Genomic DNA, 26,240 nt, shown 5'->3' with positions numbered 1-26,240 from the left:
GACCGTGGCGGCGACCGGGGTGGGTTCCGTAGGGATGACCGTCCGTCCGGTGGTGACCGTGGTGGATTCCGCCGTGACGATCGTGCGTCGGGTGGTGACCGCGGTGGGTATCGCGGTGGCGACCGGCGGGATGACCGGGGCGGTGCCCGCGGCGGGTTCCGTCGTGATGATCGTCCGTCGGGTGGTGACCGCGGTGGGTTCCGTGGTGGCGACCGGCGGGATGACCGGGGCGGCGACCGTGGCGGCGACCGGGGTGGGTTCCGTAGGGATGACCGTCCGTCCGGTGGTGACCGTGGTGGATTCCGCCGTGACGATCGTGCGTCGGGTGGCGACCGCGGTGGGTATCGCGGTGGCGACCGGCGGGATGACCGCGGGGGCGATCGCGGCGGGTTCCGTCGTGATGACCGGCGGGATGACCGCGGTGGCGACCGTGGCGGTGACCGTGGTGGGTTCCGTAGGGATGACCGTCCGTCCGGTGGTGACCGTGGTGGATTCCGCCGTGACGATCGTCCGTCGGGTGGCGACCGGCGGGATGACCGTGGGGGCGACCGTGGTGGGTTCCGTAGGGACGATCGTCCGTCCGGTGGTGACCGCGGTGGGTTCCGTGGTGGCGACCGGCGGGATGACCGTGGGGGCGATCGCGGTGGGTTCCGTAGGGATGACCGGGGGCCGCGGCGGGATGACCGGGGTGGGTTCCGTAGGGACGATGAGCGCGGGCGTCGGCCGTATGGCGCGGGGCGCGGGCGGGATGACCGCCGGGACGATCGGCGCGATGACCGGCGGGACCGGGACCGGGAGCCGATCAAGCGGCTGCCGATTCCGGAGGATGTCACCGGTGATGAGATCGACAAGGATGTGCGTCAGGAGCTGCTGAGCCTGCCGAAGACGCTTGCCGATGATGTGGCCAAGAACCTGGTGATGGTGGCGAAGCTGCTGGACGAGGACCCGGAGAGCGCGTACGGGTACTCGCGGGTGGCGCTGCGGCTGGCGTCCAGGGTGGCGGCGGTGCGTGAGGCCGCGGGCTTTGCGGCGTACGCGGTCGGGAAGTACAGCGAGGCGCTGGCGGAGTTCCGGGCGGCGCGGCGGATGACCGGTGGCGTGGAGTTGTGGCCCGTCATGGCGGACTGCGAGCGCGGTCTCGGGCGGCCGGAGAAGGCGCTGGCCATGGCCGGCGAGCCCGAGACGCAGAAGCTGGACCGGGCCGGCCAGGTCGAGATGCGGCTGGTGGCCGCGGGTGCCCGGCGGGACATGGGGCAGGCGGACGCCGCGGTGGTGACGCTGCAGAGCCCGGAGCTCGCGTCGAGCGCGGTGCACCCGTGGACGGCGCGGCTGCGGTATGCGTACGCGGATGCGCTGCTGGAGGTCGGGCGCGAGGGCGAGGCGCGGGACTGGTTCGCCAGGGCGCTGGAGGCCGACCAGGGCGGCACGACGGATGCCTCGGACCGGCTCGCGGAGCTGGACGGGGTGGAGTTCACCGATGCGCTGGAGGACACCGACGAGTCGGATGAGGCGGCCGAGGGCGACGGTGCGCGGGACGATGAGGGTCCCGCGAAGGACTGAGCCGGCTGCTCGTCGTGAGCTGAGCTGAGGTGAGGAAGAGAAGGGCGGGACCCCGTGGTGGGTCCCGCCCTTCTTCGTTTTGCGGTGCGGGTCAGGGGGTCGGCGCGTAAGGGGCGAGGGGGTTGCGGAGGGTGCCGATGAGCTGGAGGGCGCCCGCGGGGTCCTGGAGGTCGACCATCTGCTGGTTGTTGCGCAGCTGGAGCCGGTTGAGGCAGGAGAGGGCGAACTCGTGGGTGAACAGGTCGTATTGGCGGAACTTGTCGGCGAGGTGGGGCGCGGACGCCTGGTAGTCGGTGACGCAGGCGGCGACCGTGCGCCAGAAGGGGGCCTCGTCGAGGATGCCGCGGTCGGCGAGGGTGCCGCTCAGGAAGCGGAAGAAGCAGTCGAAGACGTCGGTGAAGATCGAGAGGAGCTTCTTGTCCTCGGGGACGTCGGCGCGGATGCGTTCGACGGCGGGGGGCAGGACCGCGTGCGGGTCCATGACGGCGATCTCTTCGGCGATGTCCTTGAAGATCACGCGGGCCACGGCGCCGTCCTCGATGACCAGGATGGCGTTCTCGCCGTGCGGCATGAAGACCAGGTCGTAGGCGTAGAAGGCGTGCAGGACCGGGGTCAGGTAGGCGTCGAGGTAGCGGCGCAGCCAGACGGCGGGCTCCAGGCCGGACTCCTCGATCAGGGCGGCGGCGAACGAGCCGCCCTCGTCGTCGAGGTGCAGCAGCGAGGCCATGGTGGCCAGCCGCCGGCCCGGCTCGACGGTGGGTACCGGGCTTTCTCGCCACAGGGCGGCGAGCATCTTCAGATACGCGGAGCCCTTGGCGGTGGCGGCCTCGTACTGGCGGTGGTGGTAGCCGATGGCGGCGCGCTCGCGGATGATCGAGAACCGGGCGGCCCGGAAGGTGTCATCGGCGGCGATCAGGCGGGCCAGCCAGTCGTTGATGGCCGGGGTGGCTTCCATGTAGGAGGCGGACAGGCCGCGCATGAAGCCCATGTTGAGGACGGAGAGGGCCGTTTTGACGTAGTGCTTGGTGGGGCTGGTGGTGTTGAAGAAGGTGCGGATGGACTGCTGGGCGAGGTAGTCGTCGTCGCCGGGGCCCAGGCACACCAGGCGCTGCTGGGCGACCTCGGCGGCGAAGGTGACGGCGAGCTTGTTCCACCACTGCCAGGGGTGGGTGGGGAAGAAGTAGTAGTCGTCGGGGTCGAGGCCGAGGCCGGTGAGGGTGGCGGCGAAGCGGGTGCGGGTGGCGTCGTCGAGTTCGTCGCGGACGAGGGTGTCGTAGTCGAGGTCGGCGCCGGCGGTGAAGGTGGCGTGGTCGCGGTGGGCGGCGAGCCAGATCAGCCGGAGCGGGCTCGCGGCCTCCGGGGTGTAGGCGTGGTACTCGTGGATGCCGAAGCCGAGGCGGCCGTTGTTGGCGACGAAGCAGGGGTGGCCCTCGGTCATGCCGGTCTCGATGGCCTGGAACGGTGATTTCGCGAGCTCGGCGGCGCTGGGCAGGTCGGCGGCGAGCTTGTAGGCGGTGCCGGACAGGGTCGAGCTGATCTCCTCCAGGTAGACCGGCAGGATCTCCTCGCCGAGGCCCAGGGCATTGCGCAGTTCGATGAAGAACTCCAGTGCGTCCAGGGGGAGTTCGGTGTCACCGCGGTGGCGGGTGATGCTGTCGGCGTCGACCTGCCAGTGGTCCAGGGCCTGCCGGCGGGCGGCGAAGCGGTACTCGGTGGTGCCGTCGTCGCTGCATACGCCGTAGTGGCCGTCCCGCGGCAGGCGCTTGGGGGTCAGCAGCCGCTCATGGGCGAACTCGGCGAGGCCCTTGCGGATCAGCAGGCGGTTGGCGCGGGCCCACAGCGCGGGGGTGAGGTGGGCGACGGAGTCCTGGGCGGTCGGCCCGTTGCCGGCGGTCATCGGTGGTCTCCTCGGGTGGCCAGGAACTGTTCGCGGGTGCAGGTGCTGAGGTAGGCATCTTTGGAGGGGAGCGAGACGGTGCGCTGGATCTCGAAGCCGACGGCCTTGTTGAGGGCGTGGACGGCGGTGTTGCCGGCGTCGGGCTCGACGACCACGCGGCGGGTGGCCGGGTCGGCGAAGAGCATCTCCATGACGGTGGTGATGACGGCACGGGTGAAGCCGTGCACGGGGGTGTCGGTGGGGGCCGACAGGAAGTGCATGCCGACGTCGCCGGGTGCGGCGGCATGGATACCGACCAGCTCCCGGTGGGCGGGGTCGTAGCGCTCCATGAGGAAGGCCGGGGTGCCGTTGTGCAGGCCGAGGAAGGCGTCATGGAAGGGGTCGGCGGCTATCCGCGTGAACTCCTTCTCGACCGCGGCGAGGTCGCATTCCTGCATCAGCCAGAAGACGGCCTTGGGGTGGGTGACCCAGCCGTGCAGCAGCTCGGCGTCGCCGGACGGGTCGACCGGGCGCACGGAGAATGCTCCCAGCGCGGGGTCGGTACGGGTGAAGAGCGGGGTGCTCATGCCGGGGTCTCCATGAGGTGGTGCGGGCCGGCCGGGGCGGCGAATTCCTGGAAGGCGACGGCTTTTTCGACCGGGTAGTACTCGCGGCCGAGCAGTTCGCGGATGATGCACGCGTTGCGGTAGGCGGCCATGCCGAGGTCGGGGGTGACGAAGCCGTGGGTGTGCAGTTCGGCGTTCTGCACGTAGATGCCGTGGCCGGTGGTGTCGATGCTGTAGTTGCGCGCCACGTCGTAGCGGCCGGCGTCGTCCCAGGCGATGCGGTCGTGGACGGGGGCGAGGAAGTCGGGTACGCGGTAGCGGTAGCCGGTGGCGAGGATCAGGCCCTGGGTGTCGAGGGTGAAGTCGCTGCCCTGTTCCTCCTGGCGCAGGCCGAGGGTGTAGGTGCCGGAGGTCTCGTCGTAACGCGCCCGGTTCAGCGCGGTGTTGGTGAGGAGACGGGTACGGACGGGGCCGGCCAGGTTCTTCTGGTAGAGCAGATCGAAGATGTCGTTGATCAGCTCGGAGTCGATGCCCTTGTACAGGTGTTTCTGGGTGGCGTTGAGGTGGTCGCGGGTGGCGGCGGGGAGGGCGTGGAAGTAGTCCACGTACTCCGGTGAGGTCATCTCCAGCGTGAGCTTGGTGTATTCGAGGGGGAAGAAGCGCGGGGAGCGGGTGGTCCAGGTCAGCTGGTAGCCGTGGCTGTCGATGTCCTGCAGGAGGTCGTAGTAGATCTCGGCCGCGCTCTGGCCGCTGCCGACGAGGGTGATGCTGTCCTTGGCCTGGAGGGCGGCCTTGGCGTCCAGGTAGTCGGAGTTGTGCAGCAGGTCGCCGCCCAGGTCCCGGCAGGCGTCGGGGACGTACGGCGGGGTGCCGGTGCCCAGGACGAGTTTCCGGGCGCGGTAGGTGGTGCGCTCGCCGGTGGGGAGGTGCTCGGCGTGGACGGCGTAGAGCTCTTCGCTCTCGTCGTACTCGACGGTGGTGACCTGGTGGGCGAAGCGGACGTTGCCCAGTTTGCCGGCCGCCCAGCGGCAGTAGTCGGTGAACTCGGCGCGCAGCGGATAGAAGTTCTCGCGGATGTAGAACGGGTAGAGCCGCCCCGATTCCTTGAGGTAGTTCAGGAACGAGAAGGGCGAGGTGGGGTCGGCGAGGGTGACCAGGTCGGCCAGGAACGGCACCTGGAGGTGGCTGCTGTCCAGCATCATGCCGGGGTGCCAGTCGAAGGACGCTTTGTTGTCCAGGAACAGGCCGTCGAGTCCGTCGATCGGCTCGGTGAGGCAGGCCAGGCCGAGGTTGAACGGGCCGAGGCCGATGGCGATGAAGTCGTAAGGGGCGGACACAGGGTCTCCGAGGGGGATCGGTCGTGGGGGAGGGTCAGCGCGCGCTGAGCGCCGGCCGCGGCTGCTCGGCGAGGAAGCTGCCGGCGTGCTCGGCGATCAGGTCGAGGACGGTGGCGATGTCCTCCAGCGTGGTCTCCGGGTTGAGCAGGGTGAACTTGAGGTGGTGGCGGCCGTCGACGACCGTGCCCGCGACGATCGCGTCACCGGAGGCGAACAGGGCCTCCCGGGCGTGCAGATTGACCCGGTCGCTGAGTTCGGGGTCCTGGTCGGTGCTGGGGACGTAGCGGAAGACCAGGGTGCTCAGCTGGGGCTCGACGACGACGGCGAAGCGGGGGTCGTCGTGGAGGAGTTTCCAGGCCTCCGCGGCGCGGTCGATGACGTCGTCGAAGAGCTCCCCGACGGCCCCGGCACCCATGATGCGCAGGGTGAGCCAGAGCTTGAGGGCGTCGAAGCGGCGGGTGGTCTGGATCGACTTGTCGACCTGGTTGGGGATGCGCTGCTCCGCCATACGGCGCGGATTGAGGTAGTCCGCGTGGTAAGTGACGTGCTGCAGCATGGCGCGGTCGCGGACCAGGACGGCGCTCGAACTGACCGGCTGGAAGAAGGACTTGTGGTAGTCGACGGTCACCGAGTCGGCGCGTTCGATGCCGGTGAGCAGCTCCCGGCGGCGGGAGACCAGCAGGCCGCAGCCGTAGGCGGCGTCGACATGCATCCAGGCGCCGTAGCCGGCGCACAGGCCGGCGATCTCGGGGAGCGGGTCGATGGAGCCGAAGTCGGTGGTGCCTGCGGTGGCGACGACGGCCATGGGTATCAGGCCGTCGCGGCGGCAGCGCGCCAGTTCCTCGGCCAGGCTGTCGGTGCGCATCCGCTTGTTCTTGTCGCTGGGGACGGCGATGACGGCCTCCGCGCCCATGCCGAGCAGGGTGGCCGACTTGCGGATGCTGAAGTGGCTGCATTCGGAGGTGAGGATCCGCAGCCGGGGCAGGACGTCGGTGAGGCGGGCGTCGGCCGGTGCGCCGTCACCGGTCAGTTCGCGGCGGCACGCCTCGTCGCGGGAGAGCAGCATGGCCTGGAGGTTGGACTGACTGCCGCCGCTGGTGAAGACCCCGTCGGCCTGTTCGCCCAGGCCGATCCGGTCGGCCGTCCAGTCGATGAGCCGGCGTTCGATGAGGGTGCCGCCGGCGCTCTGGTCCCAGGTGTCCAGGGAGGAGTTGACGGCGGAGAGCACGGCCTCGCCGACGAGGGCGGGGATCACCACGGGGCAGTTGAGGTGGGCCAGATAGCGCGGGTGGTGGAAGTAGACGGCGTCGCGGAGGTAGACCTCTTCGAGTTCGTCGAGCGCGGCGGCCGCGTCGTACAGCGGTGCGTCGAGGTCGACGCCGGAGACCGTGGGGGTGAGGCCGTCGACGGTGATGCCGGTGAACGGGCGGGCAGTACCGGCGATTTTGGCACTGATCCGTGTGACGCTCTCGGTGACCGCGCTGTGGTAGCGCTGGGCGGTCTTCTCGTTGAGCAGATATGTCCGGCTGTCGGCCGGATCCTCGGCGGGGTGCGCGAGGAGACTCATGAAGGTGTCCTCCCTGGTGCGGACTTGACCACGTCCTGCGCAGGCTGGGGTGCGCGCAGGGGCAGGGAGACCCACCCGTGCGACGTGGTGAGGTAAGGCTAACCTAACCACGCCTCGGGTGGGGTGCGGGTGCCGTGGAGGGGGTGGCCCCGGAGGTTCAGTTCTCGTGGTCGTCCAGGGTGCGCAGGACCAGACCCGTCGCGGGCTTGGGCCCGAAGGAGGTGGACTTCCGTGGCATCGTCACGCCGTGCTCCGCGAGTTGACGGACCGTCTCCTCGGAGGTGGCGCGCATCAGGACCGCGGTGCCGCCGTGCCGGGCGGCCTGCTCGACGGCGGCACCGGTGTGATGCAGATAGCTGATGTCCGACGGGTGGTCAGGGATGTGCCAGACCTCGTCCAGCAGGACGGAGTGCAGCACCGTGGCGTCCAGCTGCCGCCAGGCCTCGGGCCGGTCCCGGCGGATCGTACGGTCCAGCAGGCCGGGATCGGGCCGGTCCAGGAGGTGGAAGGAGTCCGGCCCGCCGGCCAGGACGAAGGCGGTGCCGGGCGTCTCCTCCAGGGCCTCCAGGGCGGCGGACAGCTCGCCGCCCGGCAGGGTACGGGCCCGGAAGGCGCCGGCCAGGTCCGCCAGCGCCTTGGCGGGCGGCAGATGCGGCAGTACGCGGTGGATCGCGCGGACCTGGAGCGGGTAGCGGGCGGTGTCCACCAGCAGCACCAGGCCGGACGCCCAGGGCGAGGCGGCGGTGGCGCCGGGCAGCCGCTCGTACAGCCGCTGATAGGTCGCCCAGCGGTGGTGGCCGTCGGCGATCAGCGCCTGCCGGCGGGTGAGATCGTCGTCGATGGCGGCGAGATCGGCGGGGTCGGTGACCGCCCACAGGCGGTGCGCGAAGCCGTCCTCGGTGGTGGTGGCCAGCAGCGGGTCGCGCTCCACCGTGCGCTCGATGACCGCGGCGGCGCCGGTCGCGGTGCCCTGGCTGCGGTAGGAGAGCAGCAACGGCTCGAAATTGGCGGCCGCCGCGCGCATCAGGGCGGCCCGGTCCTCGACCACCTCCGGGATGACGCCCTCGTGCGGCAGCACCGGGCCGTCCAGGCTCAGCGCCCCGATCAGCCCGCGCTGCAGCACCTCGCCGGAGCGCTGCTCATAGACGTACAGCGCGGGCTCGGCGTCCTGCCGCAGCACGCCCTCGGCGCGCCAGCGGCGCAGGGTGTCGGCGGCCTGGCGGTGGCGGGTGGTGGGGTCCGCGGCGTGCGGGAGGATCAGCCGGACGATGTTGTACGGGTCGGCGGTCTCCAAGTGGCGCACGCCGTCCGGCCGGACCACGACGTCGTACGGCGGGGACGTCACAGCGGTCAGGCTGCTGACCCGTTCCCGGTCGTAACGCAGCCCGCGGAACGGGAGGAGGCGGAGGCCGTCGGTACTCGTCATTGAAGAATGCTATGCCGCCCGGCCGATGAGGGAAGATCGGGGCACAGCCCGTGCGTGGCTGGAAATATCGGGATGCGCGACGGGGAGAACGGGTGTATCCGGCGGCGCCGTGAGCGCGCGTCCGGTACGCGGCGGATCTCTTCGTACGACGTGTGGGAGCGAGGAGCGAAACGGCATGAACGAGCAGGTTCGCAGGCAGCCCGACGGGTGCCGGCGCCCGCTGAGCGAGGCGTACGACACGGCGCTGCTGGATCTGGACGGGGTCGTCTACGCCGGCGGACAGGCCATCGCCCATGCCGTGGAGTCGCTGACGCGCGCGCACGACGGCGGTATGCACCTCGCCTATGTGACCAATAACGCCGCCCGGACGCCGCGGGCCGTTGCCGACCAACTGTCCGGTTTCGGGCTGCCGACCGGTCCGGACGATGTGATCACCTCGGCGCAGGCGGTGGCGCGGCTGATCTCCGAGCAGGTGCCGGCGGGCGCGCGGGTGCTGGCCGTCGGTGGTGAGGGGCTGTGGGTGGCGCTGCGCGAGCGCGGCCTCGACCCCGTCCGCTCAGCGGAGGACGACCCGGCGGCCGTGGTGCAGGGCTTCGACCCCATGCTGGACTGGGAGCGGCTGGCGGAGGCCGCGTATGCGGTGCAGCGCGGGGTGCCGTGGTTCGCGTCCAACACCGATCTGACGATTCCCAAGGAGCGGGGGATCGCCCCCGGCAACGGTGCGTTGGTGGAGGTGGTCCGGATCGCCGCGGGCGGATCGCCGCAGGTGGCGGGCAAGCCGCAGCCGCCGATGCACCGGGAGACGGTGCTGCGGACGGGCGCGCGGCGGCCGCTGGTGATCGGCGACCGGCTCGACACCGACATCGAGGGAGCCTACAACGGCGAGGTCGACTCGCTGCTGGTGCTCACCGGCGTCACCACCCCCGCCGAACTGCTGGCCGCCCCGCCGCAGCACCGTCCCGCGTATGTGGACGAGGATCTGCGCGGGCTGCTGAGGCCGCAGCCGGAGGTGACCGCGGACGACGGCGGGTTCCGGTGCGGCGGCTGGCGGGCCGAGGTGGCCGGCGACGCGCTGGTCGTGACGGGTGAGGGGACCCCGCTGGACGGGCTGCGGGCGCTGTGCGCGGCGGCCTGGACGGCTGCCGGGGACGGCAGTTGCGGGGCGGATGCGGGGAAGGCGTTGGCGCGGATCGGGAAGTGAGAGGTGGGGCCCGGTTCGTGGAGCCGGGCCCCGGCGCGTGGTTCAGTCCGCGTCGGCCGCCGTCGCGGCGGCGGTCAGCTCCGCGATCAGGTCTTCCTCGGTGGCACCGCGGCGCCAGTAGCCGGTGAATTTCACGGCCCTGCGGTCGATGCCGCGCTCGCGGACGAGGTGCCTGCGCACCGCCTTGACGGTCCCGGACTCGCCGGCGATCCAGGCGTACGGCGTGCCCTCGGGCAGTTCGGCGGCGCGCAGCGCGTCGAGCACCCGCTCGCTGTCCGCGCCGGCCGCCTCGTCCCGGACGAGCCAGCGGATGTCGGCATCGGCGAAGGTCGGCAGCCGCTGCCGGTCGTCCTCGTGCGCGATCTCGATCCAGACCTCGGCCCGGGTGCCGGGGGCGAGCCAGGACAGGATGCCGGCGATCGCGGGCAGCGCCGTCTCGTCGCCGGTGACCAGAATCCAGTCGGTGCCGGCCGGCGGCCGGAAGTCGACGCCGCCGTTGTTCTCGACGGCCGGGGCGAGGACGGTCAGCCGGTCGCCGGGCCGGGCCTGGGCGGCCCACCGGGAGGCGGGTCCGCCCGCCGTGGCGGCGGTGTCCGGCCCGGCGCCGTGCAGGGCGAAGTCGACATCGAACTCCCCCGGTTCATGGCGCTGTTCGCGGATCGTGTACGAGCGCATCACCGCGCGTTCGGCCGGATCCTGTGCCCGCCAGGCGGTGTACCAGCCGTCGCCGGTGTCGTCGAAGACCGGCCGGTCCTGGTGGGGCTGCGGGAGGAAGAGCTTGAAGCGCTGGTCGCGACCGCCGGAGGCCAGTTCCGCGAGCCGTTCGCCGCCGAAGGTGATCCGCACCAAGGAGGGGCTCAGCCGTTGGGACCGGACGACGTGCACATCGAAGAAGCGGAACGGTGCGGTGGAGGGGGCGACGGTCGTGGTCATGCGGGAACCTCCCGGGGCGGTGGTGGGGGTGGGTGAGGCCGCGGCGGACCGCTGGGACCCGCGGACGCCGGATCGCCGCGGCCGTACGTCAGTTGGCCTTCCTGGCGCTCTCCATCGCCTTGGCGAGCGACTCGATGAGCGGTGCGGCACCCGCGTAGGAGAAGCGCGGCTCGCTCGACCAGGGGGTGATCTGGCCGGCCTTCACGGCGGGCAGCCTGGCCCAGGAGGGCTTGGCCGCCAGGTCCTTGGGCTGGAGGGTGGCGGTCCGGTTGTCCAGCAGGAGGACATCGGCCTTGTACTTGTCGGCGTTCTCCCAGCTCAGGCTCTCGAAGTAGCCGCCCTTGTCCAGGTGGTCGGGGACGATCAGATCGACGCCGAGGGACTTGTAGTACATGAGGTCGGCGTTGATGCCGGGGTTGGAGGCGTAGAAGAGGTCGGGGCTGCCGGAGCAGGCGAGCACCCTGACCGGGTGGGACTTGGCGGCCTTGCGCAGCGCCGCGGAGGCCTTCTCGAAGCGGGCCTTGGCGTCGGTGACCTTCTTGGCCTTCAGGTCGGCGCCGAGCGACTCGGCCAGGTCGGCGTAGCGCTCGATGATCTTGATGAGCGGGACGCGGGAGGAGGTGAGGGCGACGGTCTTGGCGAGCGGGGTGATCTTGTCCTTGCTGTCGTCCGGCACGAACCACAGCGCGCCCGGCTCGTACATGTTGGTGACCAGCAGATCGGGGCGCAGCGCCGCGTACTTCTCGACGTTGAACTGGTTGTAGGCGTTGCCGATGAGGGTGACCTTGTCGATGTCCAGGTCGCCGGCCTGCGGGTCGGGCTTGCCGTTCTTGAGCTTGGTGGGGCCGAAGACGCCGACGATCTGGTCGTCGATCCCGAAGTCGTGCAGTGCGGCAGCGGTGCCGGTGAAGGCAACGATGCGCTGCGGGGTGTTCTTCAGGGCGACCTTCTGCTGACGGTCGTCGGTGAACGACCACGGGCCCGTCTTGGCGCCGCTGTTGGCGCCCCCCGAGCCCTTGTCCCCGCCGCATGCGGCGAGCAGGGCACCGATGCCGAGGGCACCGCCCGCGGCCAGGATGCCGCGACGGGACGGGGTGAGGCTACGGGAGGTGCTCATGATGGCTGTGCTTCTCTCTGGGAGGGCCTGCGAGTCAAGTGTGAGGGTAGGCTAACCTAACTATCGTGTTGGTTGACAGTCCCCCCGAAGCAACAACGGCCCCGGCTCCTGTGACCCCCCGGCGGCGGCATCTGCCGCGCTCCGCCGGGCTGGTGGCTTCCGTGGCCGTACTGGCCGTCATCGCCTTCCTCGGTATCGCCGTCGGCGCGAAACAGATCCCCCTCGACCAGGTGTGGCACGGGGTGTTCCACTACTCCGGTTCCGACACCGACGTGGTCATCCGCGATGTCCGCTTCCCCCGCACCCTGCTCGGCCTGATCATCGGGGCCGCGCTCGGCCTGGCCGGCACGGTCATGCAGGCGCTCACCCGAAATCCGCTGGCGGACCCCGGAGTTCTCGGCATCAACGCCGGCGCCTCGGCCGCGGTCGTCTCCGCCATCAGCTTCTTCGGCGTCACCTCGCTGACCGGCTATGTGTGGTTCGCGTTCGCCGGCGCCGCGGTGGTCTCCGTCGCGGTGTACGTCCTCGGCGGCACCCGCAGCGCCACACCCGTACGGCTCGCCCTCGCCGGCACCGCGCTGACCGCCGTCCTCGTCGGCTACATCAACGCCGTCAATCTGATGGACACCGCGGCCCTGGACAAGATGCGCTTCTGGACGGTGGGTTCGCTGGCCTCGGCCGGCATGCCGACGGTCAGCCGGATCGCACCCTTTCTCGCGGTGGGCGGCGTGCTCGCGCTGCTGATCGCCCGGCCGCTGAATGCCCTCGCGCTCGGCGACGACCAGGCGCGGGCGCTGGGCGCCCGGCTGACCCGCACCCGGGTGGTGGCGATGCTCGCGGTCACCCTGCTGTGCGGCGGGGCGACCGCCGCCTGCGGCCCGATCGCATATGTGGGCCTGATGGTTCCGCATGCCGTACGGGCCATCACCGGGCCCGACCTGCGCTGGATCCTGCCGTACTCCGCGGTGCTCTCGCCGGTCCTGCTGCTCGGCGCCGATGTCCTCGGCCGGGTGGTCGCCCGGCCCGGTGAGCTGCAGGTCGGCATCGTCACGGCCGTCGTCGGCGGCCCGGTCTTCATCTCTCTCGTACGGCGTCGGAGGATGGCCCAGCTGTGAGCGCGACTGCGAAGCCCGGGAAGGGCACCGAGGAGAGCACCGGGGCGGCGGCGAAGTCCGGGGCCGCGCGCGGCCGGCGGGCGGGGGCGGCCCGGCGGGTCACGGTGGTGCGTACCAGGGGCGGGCACTCGGTGCGCCTGGACGTGCCCGCCGTGGTGGTCGGACTGGTGCTGCTGGCCGTCGCGCTGGTCGCCGGCATCGCGCTGATCGGCTCCGGCGACTACCCGATGACGCCGGCCGAGGTGATCGGCACACTGACCGGTGGCGGCGACCCCGGCCAGGAGTTCATCGTGCAGGACCTGCGGCTGCCGCGGGTGCTGGTGGGGCTGCTGGTCGGCGCCGCGTTCGGGATCGCCGGGGCGGTCTTCCAGACCGTCTCACGCAACCCGCTGGGCAGTCCGGACGTCCTCGGGTTCGCGCAGGGGTCGTCCGTCGGCGCGCTGGTCGTCATCGTCTACTTCCAGGCCGGGACCTTCGCGGTCGCCGCCGGAGCCGTCGTCGGCGGCGTGATCACCGGCATCGCCATCTTCCTGCTCGCCTGGAAGCGCGGCATCCACGGCTACCGCTTCGTGCTCGTCGGTATCGGCGCCGGCGCGATGCTTTACGCGATGGTGCTCTACCTCCTCACCAAGGCGAACATCGTCGAGGCGACCCGGGCCACCACCTGGATGACCGGTTCCCTCAACGGCCGTGACTGGGACCAGCTCTGGCCGCTCGCCGCGGTCTGCGTCGTCCTCGTCCCGCTGTTGCTGTTCCACGGGCGTCCGCTGCGCATGCTGGAGATGGGCGATGACGCCGCGAGCGCGCTGGGCGTACGGGTCGAGCGGGTCCGCATCGTCGTTCTGCTGGCGGCGGTCGTGCTCGTCGCCGCCGCCACCGCGGCGGCCGGGCCGATTTCCTTCGTGGCGCTCACCGCACCCCAGCTGGCCCGTCGGCTGTCCCTGCCACGCTTCCTCAAGGGCGCGGGGAGGGGCGCTCCCCTGCCCGGCCCCAACCTGCTGCTGTCCGCCCTCATGGGTGCCGTGCTGCTGGTCGCCGCGGACTGGACCGCACAGCGGCTGTTCGGCGCCGACCAGTTGCCGGTGGGTGTGCTGACCGGCGTCCTCGGCGGCGGCTATCTGTTGTGGCTGCTGGCCACGGAGCGCAAGGCGGGACGGATATGAGCAGCCGCGTGCCACGGGTGGACGGGCCGGGGGCGGAGAGCCGGCGGGCCGGGCGGTGGTGAGGGGACGGGGCGGACGGCCCGGCGCGGAGGAGTGCCGCGGTCTGCGCCGGGCAACAGCAGAAACACGACAACCCCAGGAGTTCCGAAGTGAGCCGTCTTACGGCTGAGAATGTCACCCTCGCCTACGACCAGCGGGTCATCGCGGAGAACCTCTCGGTGGCCATCCCCGACCACTCCTTCACGGTCATCGTCGGCCCGAATGCCTGCGGTAAGTCCACGCTGCTGCGCGCGCTCTCGCGGATGCTCAAGCCGGCCACGGGATCGGTGCTGCTCGACGGCTCCGCGATCTCCGCACTGCCGGCCAAGAAGGTCGCCAGGACGCTCGGGCTGCTGCCGCAGTCCTCGATCGCCCCGGACGGGATCACCGTGGCGGACCTGGTGGCGCGCGGCCGCTACCCGCACCAGGGTCTGCTGCGCCAGTGGTCGGCCGACGACGAGCGGATCGTCCAGGAGTCGATGGCGGCCACCGGGGTCGGTGAGCTGGCCGATCGCTATGTCGACGAGCTGTCCGGCGGGCAGCGGCAGCGGGTGTGGATCGCGATGGCGCTCGCCCAGCAGACGCCGCTGTTCCTGCTCGACGAGCCGACGACGTATCTGGACATCCAGCACCAGATCGAGGTGCTCGACCTGTGCGCCGAGCTGCACGAGGAGCAGGGGCGGACGCTGGTCGCGGTGCTGCACGACCTCAACCATGCGGCCCGCTACGCGACCCATCTGATCGCCATGAAGGACGGCGCGGTCCTCGCCGAGGGGGCGCCGGCCGACATCGTCACGGCGGAGCTGGTGGAACGGGTCTTCGGGCTCAGCTGCCAGATCGTCGAGGACCCGGAGTCCGGCACCCCGCTGGTCATCCCGGCCGCGCGCAAGCCCCGTAACGGGGGCGCCGGAGGGGGCCCGGCGCCGGCGCAGCAGCAGCGGGCGGGGCGAAGCGGGGAGACGGTCGACGGGGCCGCAACGGGTGGGGTTTCGGCCGACGGAGTCCCGGCGGAGGAGCCGGCCGACGGTGGGCCGACTGACGGGGGTCCGGTCGACGTCGACGCGGTCGAGGGAAAGGAGGCCGACGGGAAGGAGGCCGACGGGAACGGGGCCGTCGGGAGCACCAAGGGAGAGGCTGCGACTACAGCAGCGTCCTGAGGCGCAGCAGGTCGCGCAGGCCGGCCTCCAGCTTGACGCGACCGCTGCCCCAGGCCTTGGCGAAGTTCAGCCTTCCGTCCACCAGGGCGACCAGATCGTCGCCGGCCATGGACAGGCGGATCTGCGCCTTGTGCGGAGGCGGGCCGGGGACGCTGGTCACCTCCTGGATGGAGCCGTCGGACAGCCTCCCGAGGAAGCTCACATCGAGATCCGTGATGCGGCAGCTGAGAGAACGGTCGAACGCGGCCGCGCTGCGGACGTTGCCGTCCGCCGAGGACAGATTCTGGGCCAGCCGGTCGAGAGCGGCGCGGCACTGGTCGAGGGTTGCCATCGCGATCGACGATACGCCAGGTCGGGGACGGCTCGTTCGTCCTTGTCAGCCTTTGCCAAGGTAGCGTCGGGGGCATGGAAGAGCCGACGTCCGGCCCGGAGCCGGAGGCGCCCGCGGGAGCCGCGCCAGGGGAACCCGCACGGCCCGGGGAGCCTGTGCCGAGGGAGCCCGTGCCGTCCGGGGAAGGTGAGGGCAGCGGGGTCGTGCGAGCTGCGGGAGAAGTGGAAGCCGCGGGAGACGTGGAAGCTGCCGGAGGCGTGGAGGCGGGCCATGCCGAGCCGGGCAGCGGCGCGGCCGAGCGGGACGGCCGGCGGGTCCGGCCGGATGCCGTGGCCGAGCCGGGCGGCGCAGCCGAGCCGCAGCCGATCGGGGTAGGGACGACACCGACCGGAGAGGCCACGGTCGATACCACGCTGCGTCGTCTCGCCGATGCCGACCACCTCCCGACGAGCGGGCACCTGCAGGTGTACGAGGATGTGCATCGTGGGCTGCGCGAGGTGCTGGCCGCTCTCGACCAGCACCCCGGGCCGCCCACACCTTCCTCGACTTTCTCGACGCCGCACGACAACAGGAGCTGAACCACAGGTGGCAGGAGTGGCACGACGCCGACTCGATGCGGAGCTGGTGCGCCGCAAGCTGGCCCGTTCGCGCGAGCACGCGAGCCAGCTGATCGCCGCGGGCCGGGTGACCGTCGGCGGTGCGACCGCGACCAAGGCGGCCACTCAGGTGGAGACCAGCGCGGCCGTGGTCGTACGCGAGGACGAGAGCGATCCCGACTATGTCTCGCGCGGCGGGCACAAGCTCGCCGGAGCCCTCGCCGCCTTCGTACCGCTCGGCCTGAAGATCGAGGGCCGGCGGGCGCTGGACGCGGGCGCCTCGACCGGTGGTTTCACCGATGTCCTGCTGCGGGCCGGTGCCGGTCATGTCGTCGCCGTCGACGTCGGATACGGACAGCTCGCCTGGCCGCTGCAGAGCGATGACCGGGTCACCGTCAAGGACCGCACCAACGTACGCGAGCTGACCCTCGAACAGATCGACTCGCAGCCCGTCGATCTCATCGTCGGCGATCTCTCGTTCATCCCGCTGAGGCTCGTACTGCCCGCGCTGGCGGCGTGTGCGGCGCCCGACGCCGACCTGGTGCTGATGGTCAAGCCGCAGTTCGAGGTCGGCAAGGAGCGGCTGGGCAGCGGCGGGGTGGTGCGCAGCGCGGAGTTGCGGGCCGAGGCGGTACGCGCCGTCGCGAGGCGGGCGGCCGAGCTGGGATTTGGCGTACTTGGCGTAACTGCGAGCCCGCTGCCTGGACCTTCGGGAAATGTCGAGTACTTTCTGTGGCTGCGCGCCGGGGCGCCTGCACTCGACCCGGCGGACGTCGACCGTGCAGTGGCGGAGGGGCCTCGTTGACCACTACCCAGGCAGTTGAAGGCAACGCAGCACACGGGAACACCGCAGCCGCGCGGACGGTGTTCCTGCTCGCACACACCGGCCGCCCCGCGGCCATCCGCAGCGCCGAACTCGTTGTCCAGGGGCTGCTGCGCTGCGGCATCGGAGTGCGGGTGCTGGCGGAGGAGGCCGCGGATCTGCCGCTGCCGCCGTCGGTCGAGCGCGTCGCGACGGAGCCGTGCGCGGCCGAGGGCTGCGAACTGCTGGTGGTCCTGGGCGGGGACGGCACGCTGCTGCGTGGCGCGGACTTCGCCAGGACGTCCGGCGTCCCGATGCTCGGCGTCAACCTCGGCCGGGTCGGCTTCCTCGCGGAGGCCGAACGCGACGACCTCGACAAGGTCGTCGACCGGGTCGTCACCCGCGCCTACGAGGTCGAGGAGCGGATGACGCTCGATGTCCTCGTACGCAACAACGGCAATGTCGTCTACACCGACTGGGCCCTGAACGAGGCGTCGGTGGAGAAGGCCGCCCGGGAGCGGATGCTGGAGGTCGTGACCGAGGTCGACGGCCGGCCCGTCTCGCGCTTCGGCGGTGACGGCGTGGTCTGTGCGACGCCGACCGGCTCCACCGCGTACGCCTTCTCGGCCGGCGGCCCGGTGGTCTGGCCCGAGGTCGAGGCCCTGCTGATGGTCCCGATCAGCGCCCATGCGCTGTTCGCCAAGCCGCTGGTCACCTCGCCGCGTTCCGTCCTGGCGGTCGAGGTCCAGCCCAAGACCCCGCACGGTGTCCTGTGGTGCGACGGCCGTCGCAGCATCGAACTCCCCGCCGGCGCCCGCGTCGAGGTCCGCCGCGGCGCCGTACCCGTACGCCTGGCCCGTCTGCATCACGCCTCCTTCACGGATCGTCTGGTCGCCAAGTTCGCCCTCCCGGTGGCGGGTTGGCGGGGAGCGCCGCAGTAGAAACCGTCCGGCGGACCACCGGCTGATCAGCGCCGGACAGCCCCTGTGCGTGCCCCGGGCGGGCCTTTCAGGGGCGGTCCGGCACCTCATCGGGAAACGGGGACCGGCGCGGCGGGGATCGCCCCCGTACCGCCCCTCGCCGGGCGCGTGGGCGGTGCGCCGCCCCCAGCCGTGAGTGGCGCCCTTCCCGTCCTTGCCCAAGCCGCTCACACGGTCCGTCACAGCATCCGGCCACACCACCTGATCTGGGCTCTTGCGACATCCGGCGCTACGATCCGGGGACAGGGGAAGGGGGGCCGGATGGACCGGAACATCCGCACCGTGGAGGACGTACTCACGCTCCTGGACGGCCTGTTCGCGCCGGAGGCCGACCGCTGGACGGCGGAGGGAGCCTCTTGGTGGGACGACTTCTACGCGGACCGCTCCAAGCCGGTGCCGTTCTTCGTGGCGAAGCCCGACGAGAACCTGGTCTCGTACCTCGACCGCGGGCTGGTCACTCCAGGACGCGCCCTCGACCTCGGGTGCGGCCCGGGCCGCAACGCACTCCACCTGGCCTCCGCGGGCTTCGCGGTGGACGCTGTCGACCTTTCCCCGGCGGCCATCGCCTGGGCGGTGGAGCGCGCCCGCGAAGCGGGAGCCGACATCAGGTTCCGCTGCGGCGACGCGTTCACCCTCGCGGACACCGAACTCAACGGCCCGTACGACCTGATCTACGACTCCGGTTGCTTCCACCATCTGCCGCCCCACCGCCGTATCAGCTATCTCGCCCTGCTCGACCGGTCCCTGGCACCCGGCGGCCATCTCGCCCTCACCTGTTTCGCGGCCGGCGAGATGGGCTCCGAACTCGGCGATGCCGACTTCTACCGTCAGTCCGGCCTCCACGGCGGCCTCGCCTACACCTCGGAGTCCCTGCGCTGGATCTTCTCCGATCTGTCGGAGGTGGAACTGCGCCGTATGCACGACGAGGGGCCGGAGTCCCCGCACTTCGGCGAACCTTTCCTGTGGACAGCGCTGTTGCGCCGCACGGACCGGCCGTAGCCGACACACGACACCTGCGGGCAGGCCGGCGAGCAGCCGCAGGAGCCAGACCCTGTCGATCTTGAGCGTCGCGGTCACCCACTCGACTTCGCTCCTGCGCGCATCTCGATTTCGTTGCGGTGCGATACCGGCCCCGGGCGGAGCCGGGGGACCGAGCGCCCTTGCCTCCGCGGCGTTGCCGGGGGACCGCCGTTCCTTCATCGAGGCCAATCCAGATATCGACACAGAGATCAGGCCGAGCAGCAAGGCGACGGTCGTACTCCCGGCGCAGCGGTCCGGCCGCGCTCGCCGCACGACGGGCGGGACGCCGTCCGCACCGGCCGCAAGGAGCAGCGTCTTCCCTGCGCCGACCGCGGTCGCGGTGAGCGGCATCGCCACCCCTGCCTCGGCAAAGGCGGGCACCGTCCCGGTGAATGGGGGACGCCGGCCACGCAGCGCCACATACGCCGTTCCACTCGCCATGAGCACACCCTTCGTTCCTGACTGTGATCAGCCTGACGGCAGAGCGTGATCGCACACCATGCGGAATTCCTCCGTTTTCCGGTGGGGTTTTCCGCAGGGCCGGTGGCAGGAGTGAGGGGAGGCCGTCGCGGGGCGGCCCTTGGACCTCGTAAGGTCGTATCCGTGTTGGAGGAGATGCGGATCCGGTCCCTGGGTGTCATTGACGACGCCGTTGTCGAGCTGTCCCCGGGCTTCACGGCGGTGACCGGCGAGACCGGCGCGGGCAAGACCATGGTCGTCACCAGCCTCGGCCTGCTGCTCGGCGGGCGCGCCGACCCCGCCCTGGTGCGGATCGGCGCCAAGTCGGCGGTCGTGGAGGGCAGGATCAGCGTCGGCCCCGGGGCCCCCGCTGCCGTCCGTGCCGAGGAGGCCGGCGCGGAGCTGGACGACGGCGCGCTGCTGATCAGCCGCACGCTCTCCGCGGAGGGCCGTTCGCGCGCCCACGTGGGCGGCCGCTCCGTACCGGTCGGCCTGCTGGCGGAGTTGGCCGACGACCTGGTCGCCGTACACGGCCAGACCGACCAGCAGGGCCTGCTGCGGCCGGCCCGTCAACGCCAGGCGCTGGACCGCTACGCCGGGGACACGGTTGCGGTTCCGCTCGCCAAGTACACCGCCGCCCACCGCCGGCTGCGCGCCGTCGCCACCGAGCTGGACGAGCTGACGACGCGGGCCCGCGAGCGGTCGCAGGAAGCCGATCTGCTCCGTTACGGCCTCGACGAGATCGCGGAGGCCGAGCCGCAGCCCGGCGAGGACACCGACCTCGCCGCCGAGGCCGAGCGGCTCGGCCACGCCGAGGCACTGGCCACCGCCGCGACCGCCGCGCACGCCGCGCTGGCCGGCAATCCCGAGGACCCCGAGGGCGTCGACGCCACGACTCTGGCCTCCGGCGCACACCGTGCGCTGGAGGCCGTCCGCAGCCACGACCAGGAACTCTCCGCGCTCGCCGAGCGGCTCGGCGAGATCGGCATCCTGATGGCGGACGTGGCGGGCGAACTGGCCAGTTATGCGGACGGGCTGGACGCCGACCCGTTGCGGCTCGCCGCGGTCGAGGAGCGTCGCGCCGCCCTGAACCATCTGACCCGCAAGTACGGCCAGGACATCGCGGCGGTGCTCGCCTGGTCCGAGGAGAGTGCCGCCCGGCTCGCCGAACTGGACGGCGACGACGACCGGATCGGCGAGCTGGCCGCCGAACGGGACGCGCTGCGCACCGAACTGGGCGAACTGGCACAAACATTGACCGATGCCCGCACGGAGTCGGCACAGCGCTTCGCCGACGCGGTCACCGCCGAACTCGCCGAACTCGCCATGCCGCACGCCCGCGTGACCGTCGAGATCCGCCAGACCGAGGTCGCCGAGGACGCCGACGGCATCGAGGTCGGCGGCCGCACCGTGGCCTACGGACCGGCCGGCGCCGACGAGGTCGAACTCCTGCTGGCTCCGCACCCGGGCGCACCGCCCCGGCCGATCGCCAAGGGGGCGTCCGGCGGTGAGCTCTCCCGGGTGATGCTCGCCGTCGAGGTGGTCTTCGCCGGCTCCGACCCCGTACCGACATACCTCTTCGACGAGGTCGACGCGGGGGTCGGCGGCAAGGCGGCGGTCGAGGTCGGCAGGCGGCTGGCCAGGCTCGCGAAGTCGGCGCAGGTCGTCGTCGTCACGCACCTCCCGCAGGTCGCGGCGTTCGCGGACCGCCAGCTGCTCGTGGCGAAGACGAACGACGGGTCGGTCACCAGGAGCGGCGTCACGGTACTGGAGGGCGAGGAGCGGGTCCGCGAACTCTCCCGGATGCTGGCCGGCCAGGAGGACTCCGAAACGGCCCGCGCGCACGCCGAGGAGCTCCTGGAGGCGGCGCGCACGGGGAGCTAGACGTGCGGTCCGGGCATGCGGCGCCGCTCCGGGAGCGCCGTTGACCGGCGCGCACGGGGCGCGGACCGAGCCGTTGCGCCCCCTCGGCCCCGAGATGTGAGCAGCGTCTCCTTCCCGCCTGTGCCGTCGGCCGCCGGCGGGAGCACTCGCGGCACAACCGGGCGGGGACCGCGCACCCACGACTGCAGGCCGACGGCGGCCGGTGAGCCGGCCCGCGCAGTGGCGTTGGTCACGGCGTGCCCGCCGCGACGTCGACCACCCGCCCTCGCTCTGTGCCGCTGTTTGCGCTGGTGTGATGCCCTGCGCCGGGCACGGGGCGTTCGTGATCAGCGCTGCTTACCCCGGATCGGTCATGAGTACACTCGCCCACCATGTGCGAGCTCAGACGGCATATAAAGCGGCACAAAATATGCGATGACCGACCATGCGCCGATGCTTCCGCCAGGCGCACGGGGGTTTCGCGGATGCCGCTCGATGCCGTCATGAATGAGCCGTACCGGACCTCCGTTGTCCGCAGCTGCACCACTTCGGCGCCGGTCTCCGGCACCCCGGGGGCAGTGTGAGGCGCCGCGCGAACCGCGCCCGGCACCGTCAGTCCCGTGACCCGCGCGGCCACTGGCTGCTGCTGATCCTGGTCCTCCCGGTGATGTTCGGCGCCCTGCTCTTCGAGGGCTGGACCACCCACGAGGTCGATGCCGCGAAGACGCGCAAGGACTGCACCAGCCCCGTGCCCAGGTCCGTCGCCAAGGGCGGCCCGGTGCTGCGGTTCCACGACGGCAAGGTGGCCTCGTCCGCGGTGCCGGCCCGTACGGTGGCGCTCACCTACGACGGCGGACCCGACCCCGTATGGACACCCCGGCTGCTCGACCTGCTGCGCAAGCACCACGCCCATGCCACGTTCTTCCTCCGCGGCGCCCAGGCGGCCCAGCACCCGGACCTGGTGCGGCGGATCCGGGCCGAGGGCCATGAGATCGGCTCGAACACCTACACCGGCGCCGCCATGGGCGCGTCCTCGCCGCTGCGCGCCTCACTGGAGCTGTCGCTCACGCAGAAGGCGCTGGCGGGCAGCGCGGGCATCCACACCAAGCTGCTGCGGCTGCCGCAGACCACTGCGGTGGACACCATGTGCGGCGCGGAGTGGAAGGCCGCCGAGAAGGCCGGCGCGGAGGGGTACACCCTGGTCGCCGCCGACCGGTGGTTCCGCAACCCTTCGCAGGGCGTGATCCGGCAGTTCAGCCAGAACGATCTCGCGTACCTGGGAACGAAGGAGCTGCTCGACAACCCGAAGGTCGCCAAGTTCACCACCGTGACGGCGGGAGTCCGGCAGCCCTCGCCCGACGAGCCGGTCTCCGCCGTCGAGCGCTGGACGGGTACGGCCCTGATCTGGGCCAAGGCCCTGGGGCGCGCCTTCGTCAGCGGGATGGCCTGGGTGCTCGCCATTGCGGGCGGGCTGGGGCTGCTGCGACTGGCGATGCTGGTGTTCTTCGCCCGTGCCCACGTCCGGCGGCTGACCCGTTTCCGCCCCGGCTCGCCCCGGCTGCGGGAGGTCACCGACCCGGTGACGGTGCTGGTGCCCGCCTACAACGAAGAGGCGGGCATCGAGTCCACCGTCCGTTCGCTGCTCGCCTCGACCCACCGACAGCTGCAGGTCATCGTGATAGACGACGGGTCGACGGACCGGACGGCGGATCTCGCCGCCCGGATCGACGATCCCCGGGTGGGGGTGATCCGGCAGTCCAACGCGGGCAAGGCGGCCGCCCTCAATACCGGTCTGGCCCATGCCCGGTACGACATCGTGGTCATGGTCGATGCCGACACCGTCTTCGAGCCCGATGCCGTCTACCGGCTCATCCAGCCGCTCGCCCACCCGGTCGTCGGCGCGGTCAGCGGCAATACCAAGGTCGGCAACCGGCGGCGTCTGCTGGGCAGATGGCAGCACCTGGAGTACGTCTTCGGGTTCAATCTCGACCGGCGGATGTTCGAGGTGCTGGAGTGCATGCCGACGGTCCCCGGTGCCATCGGGGCCTTCCGCCGGGACGCGCTGATGGGCGTCGGCGGGGTCAGCCAGGACACGCTCGCCGAGGACACCGACCTGACGATGGCCCTGTGGCAGGCGGGCTGGCGAGTGGTCTTCGAGGAGTCCGCCGTCGCCTGGACGGAGGTGCCCACCTCGCTGAGCCAGCTGTGGCGGCAGCGCTACCGCTGGTGCTACGGCACGCTGCAGGCCATGTGGAAGCACCGCCGGGCCGTCATCGGAATGGGCCCGGCCGGACGCTTCGGACGGCGCGGGCTGAGCTACCTCGCTCTCTTCCAGGTCGCCCTGCCACTGTTCGCGCCGATCGTCGACATCTTCGCGCTGTTCGGGGTGCTCTTCCTCGGCCCCTGGCAGTCGGCCGGCGTCTGGTGCGGCTTCCTGTTCGTGCAGCTGCTCTGCGCCGGATATGCGCTGCGACTGGACGGGGAGAAGGTGCGGGCGCTGTGGGCGATGCCGTTCCAGCTCCTGGTCTACCGGCAGCTGATGTATCTCGTCGTCATCCAGTCGGTCGTGGCCTTCTTGCTCGGCACCCGCCTGAAGTGGCACCGGATGCACCGCTCCGGGACCGCCGCGCAGCAGATCGGGCAGCCGGTGGCACATAAGCGCCTGTCGTCGAGGTGAACGAGCCGGCTGGGGCGGACCCCGTCACAGGGCGCCCGCCCCGCCTCCGGGGGCCCCCGCCGCCCGCCCGCCTGGCCCCAGCCGCCCCAGCTCCCGTACGCAGACGTCGCCCGCCCAAATGCCCCATCACGCACAAATCCCTCATTGCCCCCCTGGATGCCCTTCCTCTGGTGCAGAACCACGGGCCATTTGGTGAAGGGATCGTAAGCATGCAGACTGTGCGCTGATGAATGACTGGCTGGACGGGTCTGCTGACGCCAACCGTTACGGCGGCACAGCGAAGCCCCCGCGTGCCGTCACGGGGCAGATATGGCAGCACGCCCCGTACCCGCCGCAGCCGGCCACCGCCCGACCGCTGCCCGGCCACCCGGGCGGCGAGGACCCGTATGCCGCGGCCGTCCCGGCCCGGACCGACGCTCCTCCGGCCGGCCCGGCGTCCCCGCCCAGCGGTCCCGGCCCGTACGGCGGACGCGGTGGGCCCGTGCGCAGAAGCACCCGGCCGCCGGCCACCCGCCCCACCTGGCGCCGCCGGATCCTACGGCTCGCGGTGCTCCTGATCGCCGTGACCCTGCTCACCTCCGTCGGCACCTACACATGGGCCGACATCAAGCTTGAGCGCGACGTCGACCTCGGCAAGCTCGCCGGCCGGCCGTCACCGGGCAAGGGCGCCAACTATCTGATCGTGGGCTCCGACAGCCGCCAGGGCCTGTCCGGGAAGCAGCTGAAGGACCTGCACACCGGCGGCTCGGCGGACGCGGGCCGCCGCACCGACTCGATGATCCTGCTGCACACCGGCGCCCACGGCACCACGATGATGAGCCTGCCGCGCGACTCCTGGGTGACCATCCCGTCGTACATCCGCCCCGAAACCGGCAAGCATTACGCCGCGTCGAAGGGCAAGCTCAACGCGGCGTTCTCGCGCGGCGGTCCCGAGCTGCTCGTACGGACCATCGAGCACAACACGGGCCTGCACATCGGGCATTACACGGAGATCGGCTTCGCGGGTTTCGTCGGCATCGTGGACGCGGTCGGCGGAGTACGGATGTGTCTGGACAAGCCCGTCAAGGATGAAAAGTCCGGCGAAAACCTCACCAAGGGCTGCCATACGCTCGACGGCCGCGCGGCGCTCGCGTTCGTCCGCCAGCGCCACCAAGAGGCCCAGGGCGACCTCGGCCGCAGTCGGAACCAGCAGAAATTCCTGGCCGCGCTCTCGCACAAAACGGCCACACCCGGCACCCTGCTCAACCCGTCCAAGGTCTACCCCACGATGAACGCGGGCCTCGGCACGCTCATCGTCGACAAGGACATGAGCCTGTGGAACCTCACCTCGCTCTTCGAAGCGATGAAGAGCGTCTCGGCGGGCCACGGCACCCGCATTCATGTCCCCGTCTCCAGCCTCGGCTTCAAGACCCCCCAGGGCAGCGCCGTGAAGTGGGACACGGCACGGGCGAAGAAGCTCTTCGCGGAACTGCACCACGACCAGCCGGTGACGGCCGGGGCGCGGGGCTAGGGCGCGCCTGGAGCGCGTCGTCCCGGCAGGGGGGACGGATGATGCGCCCTAGGGTGACGGGAGTTGAGCGCGGCAGGGTGCCGGGCGAGGGGAGTGACATGGCGACGGTGGCGGGCAACGGCGTGCGGGGGCGGATCTCGGCGCTCCTGGGGGCGGCAGGGACGACCAGGGTCACGTACACGGCGTTGAGGAAGCGGCCGCCGGGTGGTGCCGTCCTGTGGGAGCGGAAGAACTACGCCGGCCGGATCGTGAACCTGCACGCAGGGCTCGCCACGGCCGCCGGTACCGCGCTCGCCGCCGCCACCTCACCGGGACTGCCCGCCCGGACCCGGACCGCCGCGGCGCTGGCAGTACTGGCCGCCGGGGGCTGCGGGGCGTACGACGACGTGTTCGGCGCCAGTGACCCCCGCCGCGGATTCCGGGCGCACCTCTCGGCACTCCGGGACAAAGAAGTCACCAGCGGAACCGTGAAGCTGTTCGGGATCGGCGCCGCGGGGCTCGCGGCGGGGGCTCTCCTCAAGGAGCGCCCGGCCGACAAGCTCCTGGCCGGTGTGGTGATCGCGGGCTCGGCCCACCTGGTGAACCTCCTGGACGTCCGGCCGGGCCGGGCGGTCGGCGCCGTACTGGCCCTCGGCGCGCCCGGATTGCTGCGTCGCGGTCCGGCGGGCCCGTTGTCCGCGGCGCCAATGGGGGCAGCGGCAGCCGTCGTGGGCGATGACCTGGGGGAGCGCACGATGCTCGGGGACGCCGGGGCGCACGCCCTCGGCGCGGCGCTCGGCCTTGCCATCGTCACGGGCAACGGGCGCCGGGGACTGGCCGCACACGCCGCGGGTCTGGTCGCCGCCGCGGCCGCGGGGGACCGCGTCAGCCGGGCGGCCGCGGCGATCTGAAGCCGCTGAGGGGCGAGGCCGTCCGTCCGAAGGCCGTCCGCCCGGGGCCGTCGGT

21 protein-coding genes and 1 pseudogene are annotated in these 26,240 nt (G+C 71.6%); 14 read left to right on the top strand and 8 right to left on the bottom strand.

The genetic code is table 11. The annotated features are described in order from the left end of the window. On the top strand, positions 1 to 874 hold an 874-nt coding region (locus tag ACWGI6_RS20755; protein WP_453268881.1), incomplete at its 5' end, for a hypothetical protein. Continuing rightward, positions 811 to 1,560: a hypothetical protein gene (locus tag ACWGI6_RS20750; protein ID WP_453268880.1), complete on the top strand. Its 750-nt coding sequence runs from the start codon at positions 811 to 813 to the stop codon at positions 1,558 to 1,560. The genes ACWGI6_RS20755 and ACWGI6_RS20750, both read left to right, overlap by 64 nt. Before the next feature lie 91 nt (positions 1,561 to 1,651). Here the strand turns inward: ACWGI6_RS20750 and ACWGI6_RS20745 are convergent, their stop codons facing one another. The 5 genes from ACWGI6_RS20745 to ACWGI6_RS20725 form a co-directional block, all read right to left on the bottom strand. Next, positions 1,652 to 3,457 (bottom strand): IucA/IucC family protein, encoded by a 1,806-nt coding sequence (locus ACWGI6_RS20745; RefSeq protein WP_453268876.1) that lies wholly within the window; start codon positions 3,455 to 3,457, stop codon positions 1,652 to 1,654. Beyond that, on the bottom strand, positions 3,454 to 4,023 hold the full coding sequence (locus ACWGI6_RS20740; RefSeq protein WP_453268875.1) for a GNAT family N-acetyltransferase: 570 nt from the start codon (positions 4,021 to 4,023) through the stop codon (positions 3,454 to 3,456). The genes ACWGI6_RS20745 and ACWGI6_RS20740 overlap by 4 nt, the downstream gene beginning before the upstream one ends. Then, a complete protein-coding gene (locus ACWGI6_RS20735; protein WP_453268874.1) occupies positions 4,020 to 5,339 on the bottom strand; it encodes a lysine N(6)-hydroxylase/L-ornithine N(5)-oxygenase family protein in 1,320 nt (439 codons plus the stop codon). The genes ACWGI6_RS20740 and ACWGI6_RS20735 overlap by 4 nt, the downstream gene beginning before the upstream one ends. Before the next feature lie 34 nt (positions 5,340 to 5,373). Further along, positions 5,374 to 6,906, bottom strand: coding sequence for a pyridoxal phosphate-dependent decarboxylase family protein (locus ACWGI6_RS20730; protein WP_453268873.1), 1,533 nt, complete (start codon positions 6,904 to 6,906; stop codon positions 5,374 to 5,376). A gap of 157 nt (positions 6,907 to 7,063) precedes the next feature. Then, a complete protein-coding gene (locus ACWGI6_RS20725; RefSeq protein ID WP_453268872.1) occupies positions 7,064 to 8,332 on the bottom strand; it encodes a DUF1015 family protein in 1,269 nt (422 codons plus the stop codon). A gap of 175 nt (positions 8,333 to 8,507) precedes the next feature. On the opposite strand from ACWGI6_RS20725, the gene ACWGI6_RS20720 reads away from it, so the two are divergent. Continuing rightward, positions 8,508 to 9,533, top strand: a complete 1,026-nt coding sequence (locus ACWGI6_RS20720) for an HAD-IIA family hydrolase (RefSeq protein ID WP_453268871.1) — start codon at positions 8,508 to 8,510, stop codon at positions 9,531 to 9,533. 42 nt (positions 9,534 to 9,575) lie between these two features. Here the strand turns inward: ACWGI6_RS20720 and ACWGI6_RS20715 are convergent, their stop codons facing one another. Beyond that, a complete protein-coding gene (locus ACWGI6_RS20715) occupies positions 9,576 to 10,466 on the bottom strand; it encodes a siderophore-interacting protein (RefSeq protein WP_453268870.1) in 891 nt (296 codons plus the stop codon). An 88-nt stretch (positions 10,467 to 10,554) separates the two neighbouring features. After that, positions 10,555 to 11,583, bottom strand: coding sequence for an ABC transporter substrate-binding protein (locus ACWGI6_RS20710; RefSeq protein ID WP_453268869.1), 1,029 nt, complete (start codon positions 11,581 to 11,583; stop codon positions 10,555 to 10,557). Positions 11,584 to 11,648: 65 nt separating this feature from the next. On the opposite strand from ACWGI6_RS20710, the gene ACWGI6_RS20705 reads away from it, so the two are divergent. The 3 genes and pseudogenes from ACWGI6_RS20705 to ACWGI6_RS20695 all read left to right on the top strand — a co-directional run. Continuing rightward, positions 11,649 to 12,698, top strand: coding sequence for a FecCD family ABC transporter permease (locus ACWGI6_RS20705; RefSeq protein ID WP_453268868.1), 1,050 nt, complete (start codon positions 11,649 to 11,651; stop codon positions 12,696 to 12,698). Then, positions 12,695 to 13,861 carry a FecCD family ABC transporter permease gene (locus ACWGI6_RS20700; protein WP_453268867.1) on the top strand — a complete coding sequence of 389 codons (1,167 nt, stop codon included), beginning with the start codon at positions 12,695 to 12,697 and terminating at the stop codon, positions 13,859 to 13,861. The genes ACWGI6_RS20705 and ACWGI6_RS20700 overlap by 4 nt, the downstream gene beginning before the upstream one ends. A gap of 149 nt (positions 13,862 to 14,010) precedes the next feature. After that, a pseudogene (locus ACWGI6_RS20695) lies at positions 14,011 to 14,811 on the top strand (ABC transporter ATP-binding protein); the annotation flags it as partial. A gap of 229 nt (positions 14,812 to 15,040) precedes the next feature. On the opposite strand, the gene ACWGI6_RS20690 reads toward ACWGI6_RS20695, so the two are convergent. After that, positions 15,041 to 15,388: an SCP2 sterol-binding domain-containing protein gene (locus ACWGI6_RS20690; RefSeq protein ID WP_453268866.1), complete on the bottom strand. Its 348-nt coding sequence runs from the start codon at positions 15,386 to 15,388 to the stop codon at positions 15,041 to 15,043. Positions 15,389 to 15,627: 239 nt separating this feature from the next. Between ACWGI6_RS20690 and ACWGI6_RS20685 the strand changes: the two genes are divergently transcribed. The 8 genes from ACWGI6_RS20685 (at position 15,628) to ACWGI6_RS20650 (ending at position 26,185) form a co-directional block, all read left to right on the top strand. Beyond that, on the top strand, positions 15,628 to 15,966 hold the full coding sequence (locus tag ACWGI6_RS20685; protein ID WP_453268865.1) for a hypothetical protein: 339 nt from the start codon (positions 15,628 to 15,630) through the stop codon (positions 15,964 to 15,966). A gap of 7 nt (positions 15,967 to 15,973) precedes the next feature. Beyond that, positions 15,974 to 16,789 carry a TlyA family RNA methyltransferase gene (locus ACWGI6_RS20680; protein ID WP_453268864.1) on the top strand — a complete coding sequence of 272 codons (816 nt, stop codon included), beginning with the start codon at positions 15,974 to 15,976 and terminating at the stop codon, positions 16,787 to 16,789. After that, the gene (locus ACWGI6_RS20675) at positions 16,786 to 17,727 is read left to right on the top strand and encodes an NAD kinase (RefSeq protein WP_453268863.1); all 942 of its coding nucleotides are present in this window, start codon (positions 16,786 to 16,788) and stop codon (positions 17,725 to 17,727) included. The genes ACWGI6_RS20680 and ACWGI6_RS20675 overlap by 4 nt, the downstream gene beginning before the upstream one ends. A gap of 300 nt (positions 17,728 to 18,027) precedes the next feature. Then, positions 18,028 to 18,765 (top strand): class I SAM-dependent methyltransferase, encoded by a 738-nt coding sequence (locus ACWGI6_RS20670; protein WP_453268862.1) that lies wholly within the window; start codon positions 18,028 to 18,030, stop codon positions 18,763 to 18,765. A 636-nt stretch (positions 18,766 to 19,401) separates the two neighbouring features. Then, positions 19,402 to 21,129: a DNA repair protein RecN gene (gene recN, locus ACWGI6_RS20665; protein WP_453268879.1), complete on the top strand. Its 1,728-nt coding sequence runs from the start codon at positions 19,402 to 19,404 to the stop codon at positions 21,127 to 21,129. 559 nt (positions 21,130 to 21,688) lie between these two features. Further along, positions 21,689 to 23,785 (top strand): bifunctional polysaccharide deacetylase/glycosyltransferase family 2 protein, encoded by a 2,097-nt coding sequence (locus ACWGI6_RS20660; RefSeq protein ID WP_453268861.1) that lies wholly within the window; start codon positions 21,689 to 21,691, stop codon positions 23,783 to 23,785. Positions 23,786 to 24,011: 226 nt separating this feature from the next. Beyond that, on the top strand, positions 24,012 to 25,295 hold the full coding sequence (locus ACWGI6_RS20655) for an LCP family protein (RefSeq protein WP_453268860.1): 1,284 nt from the start codon (positions 24,012 to 24,014) through the stop codon (positions 25,293 to 25,295). 98 nt (positions 25,296 to 25,393) lie between these two features. Continuing rightward, positions 25,394 to 26,185, top strand: a complete 792-nt coding sequence (locus ACWGI6_RS20650; protein WP_453268859.1) for a hypothetical protein — start codon at positions 25,394 to 25,396, stop codon at positions 26,183 to 26,185. Positions 26,186 to 26,240: the final 55 nt, after the last annotated feature.

It is taken from the genome of Streptomyces sp. NPDC054786 (genome assembly GCF_053611685.1).
This window is presented reverse-complemented; position numbering and strand designations above follow the sequence as displayed.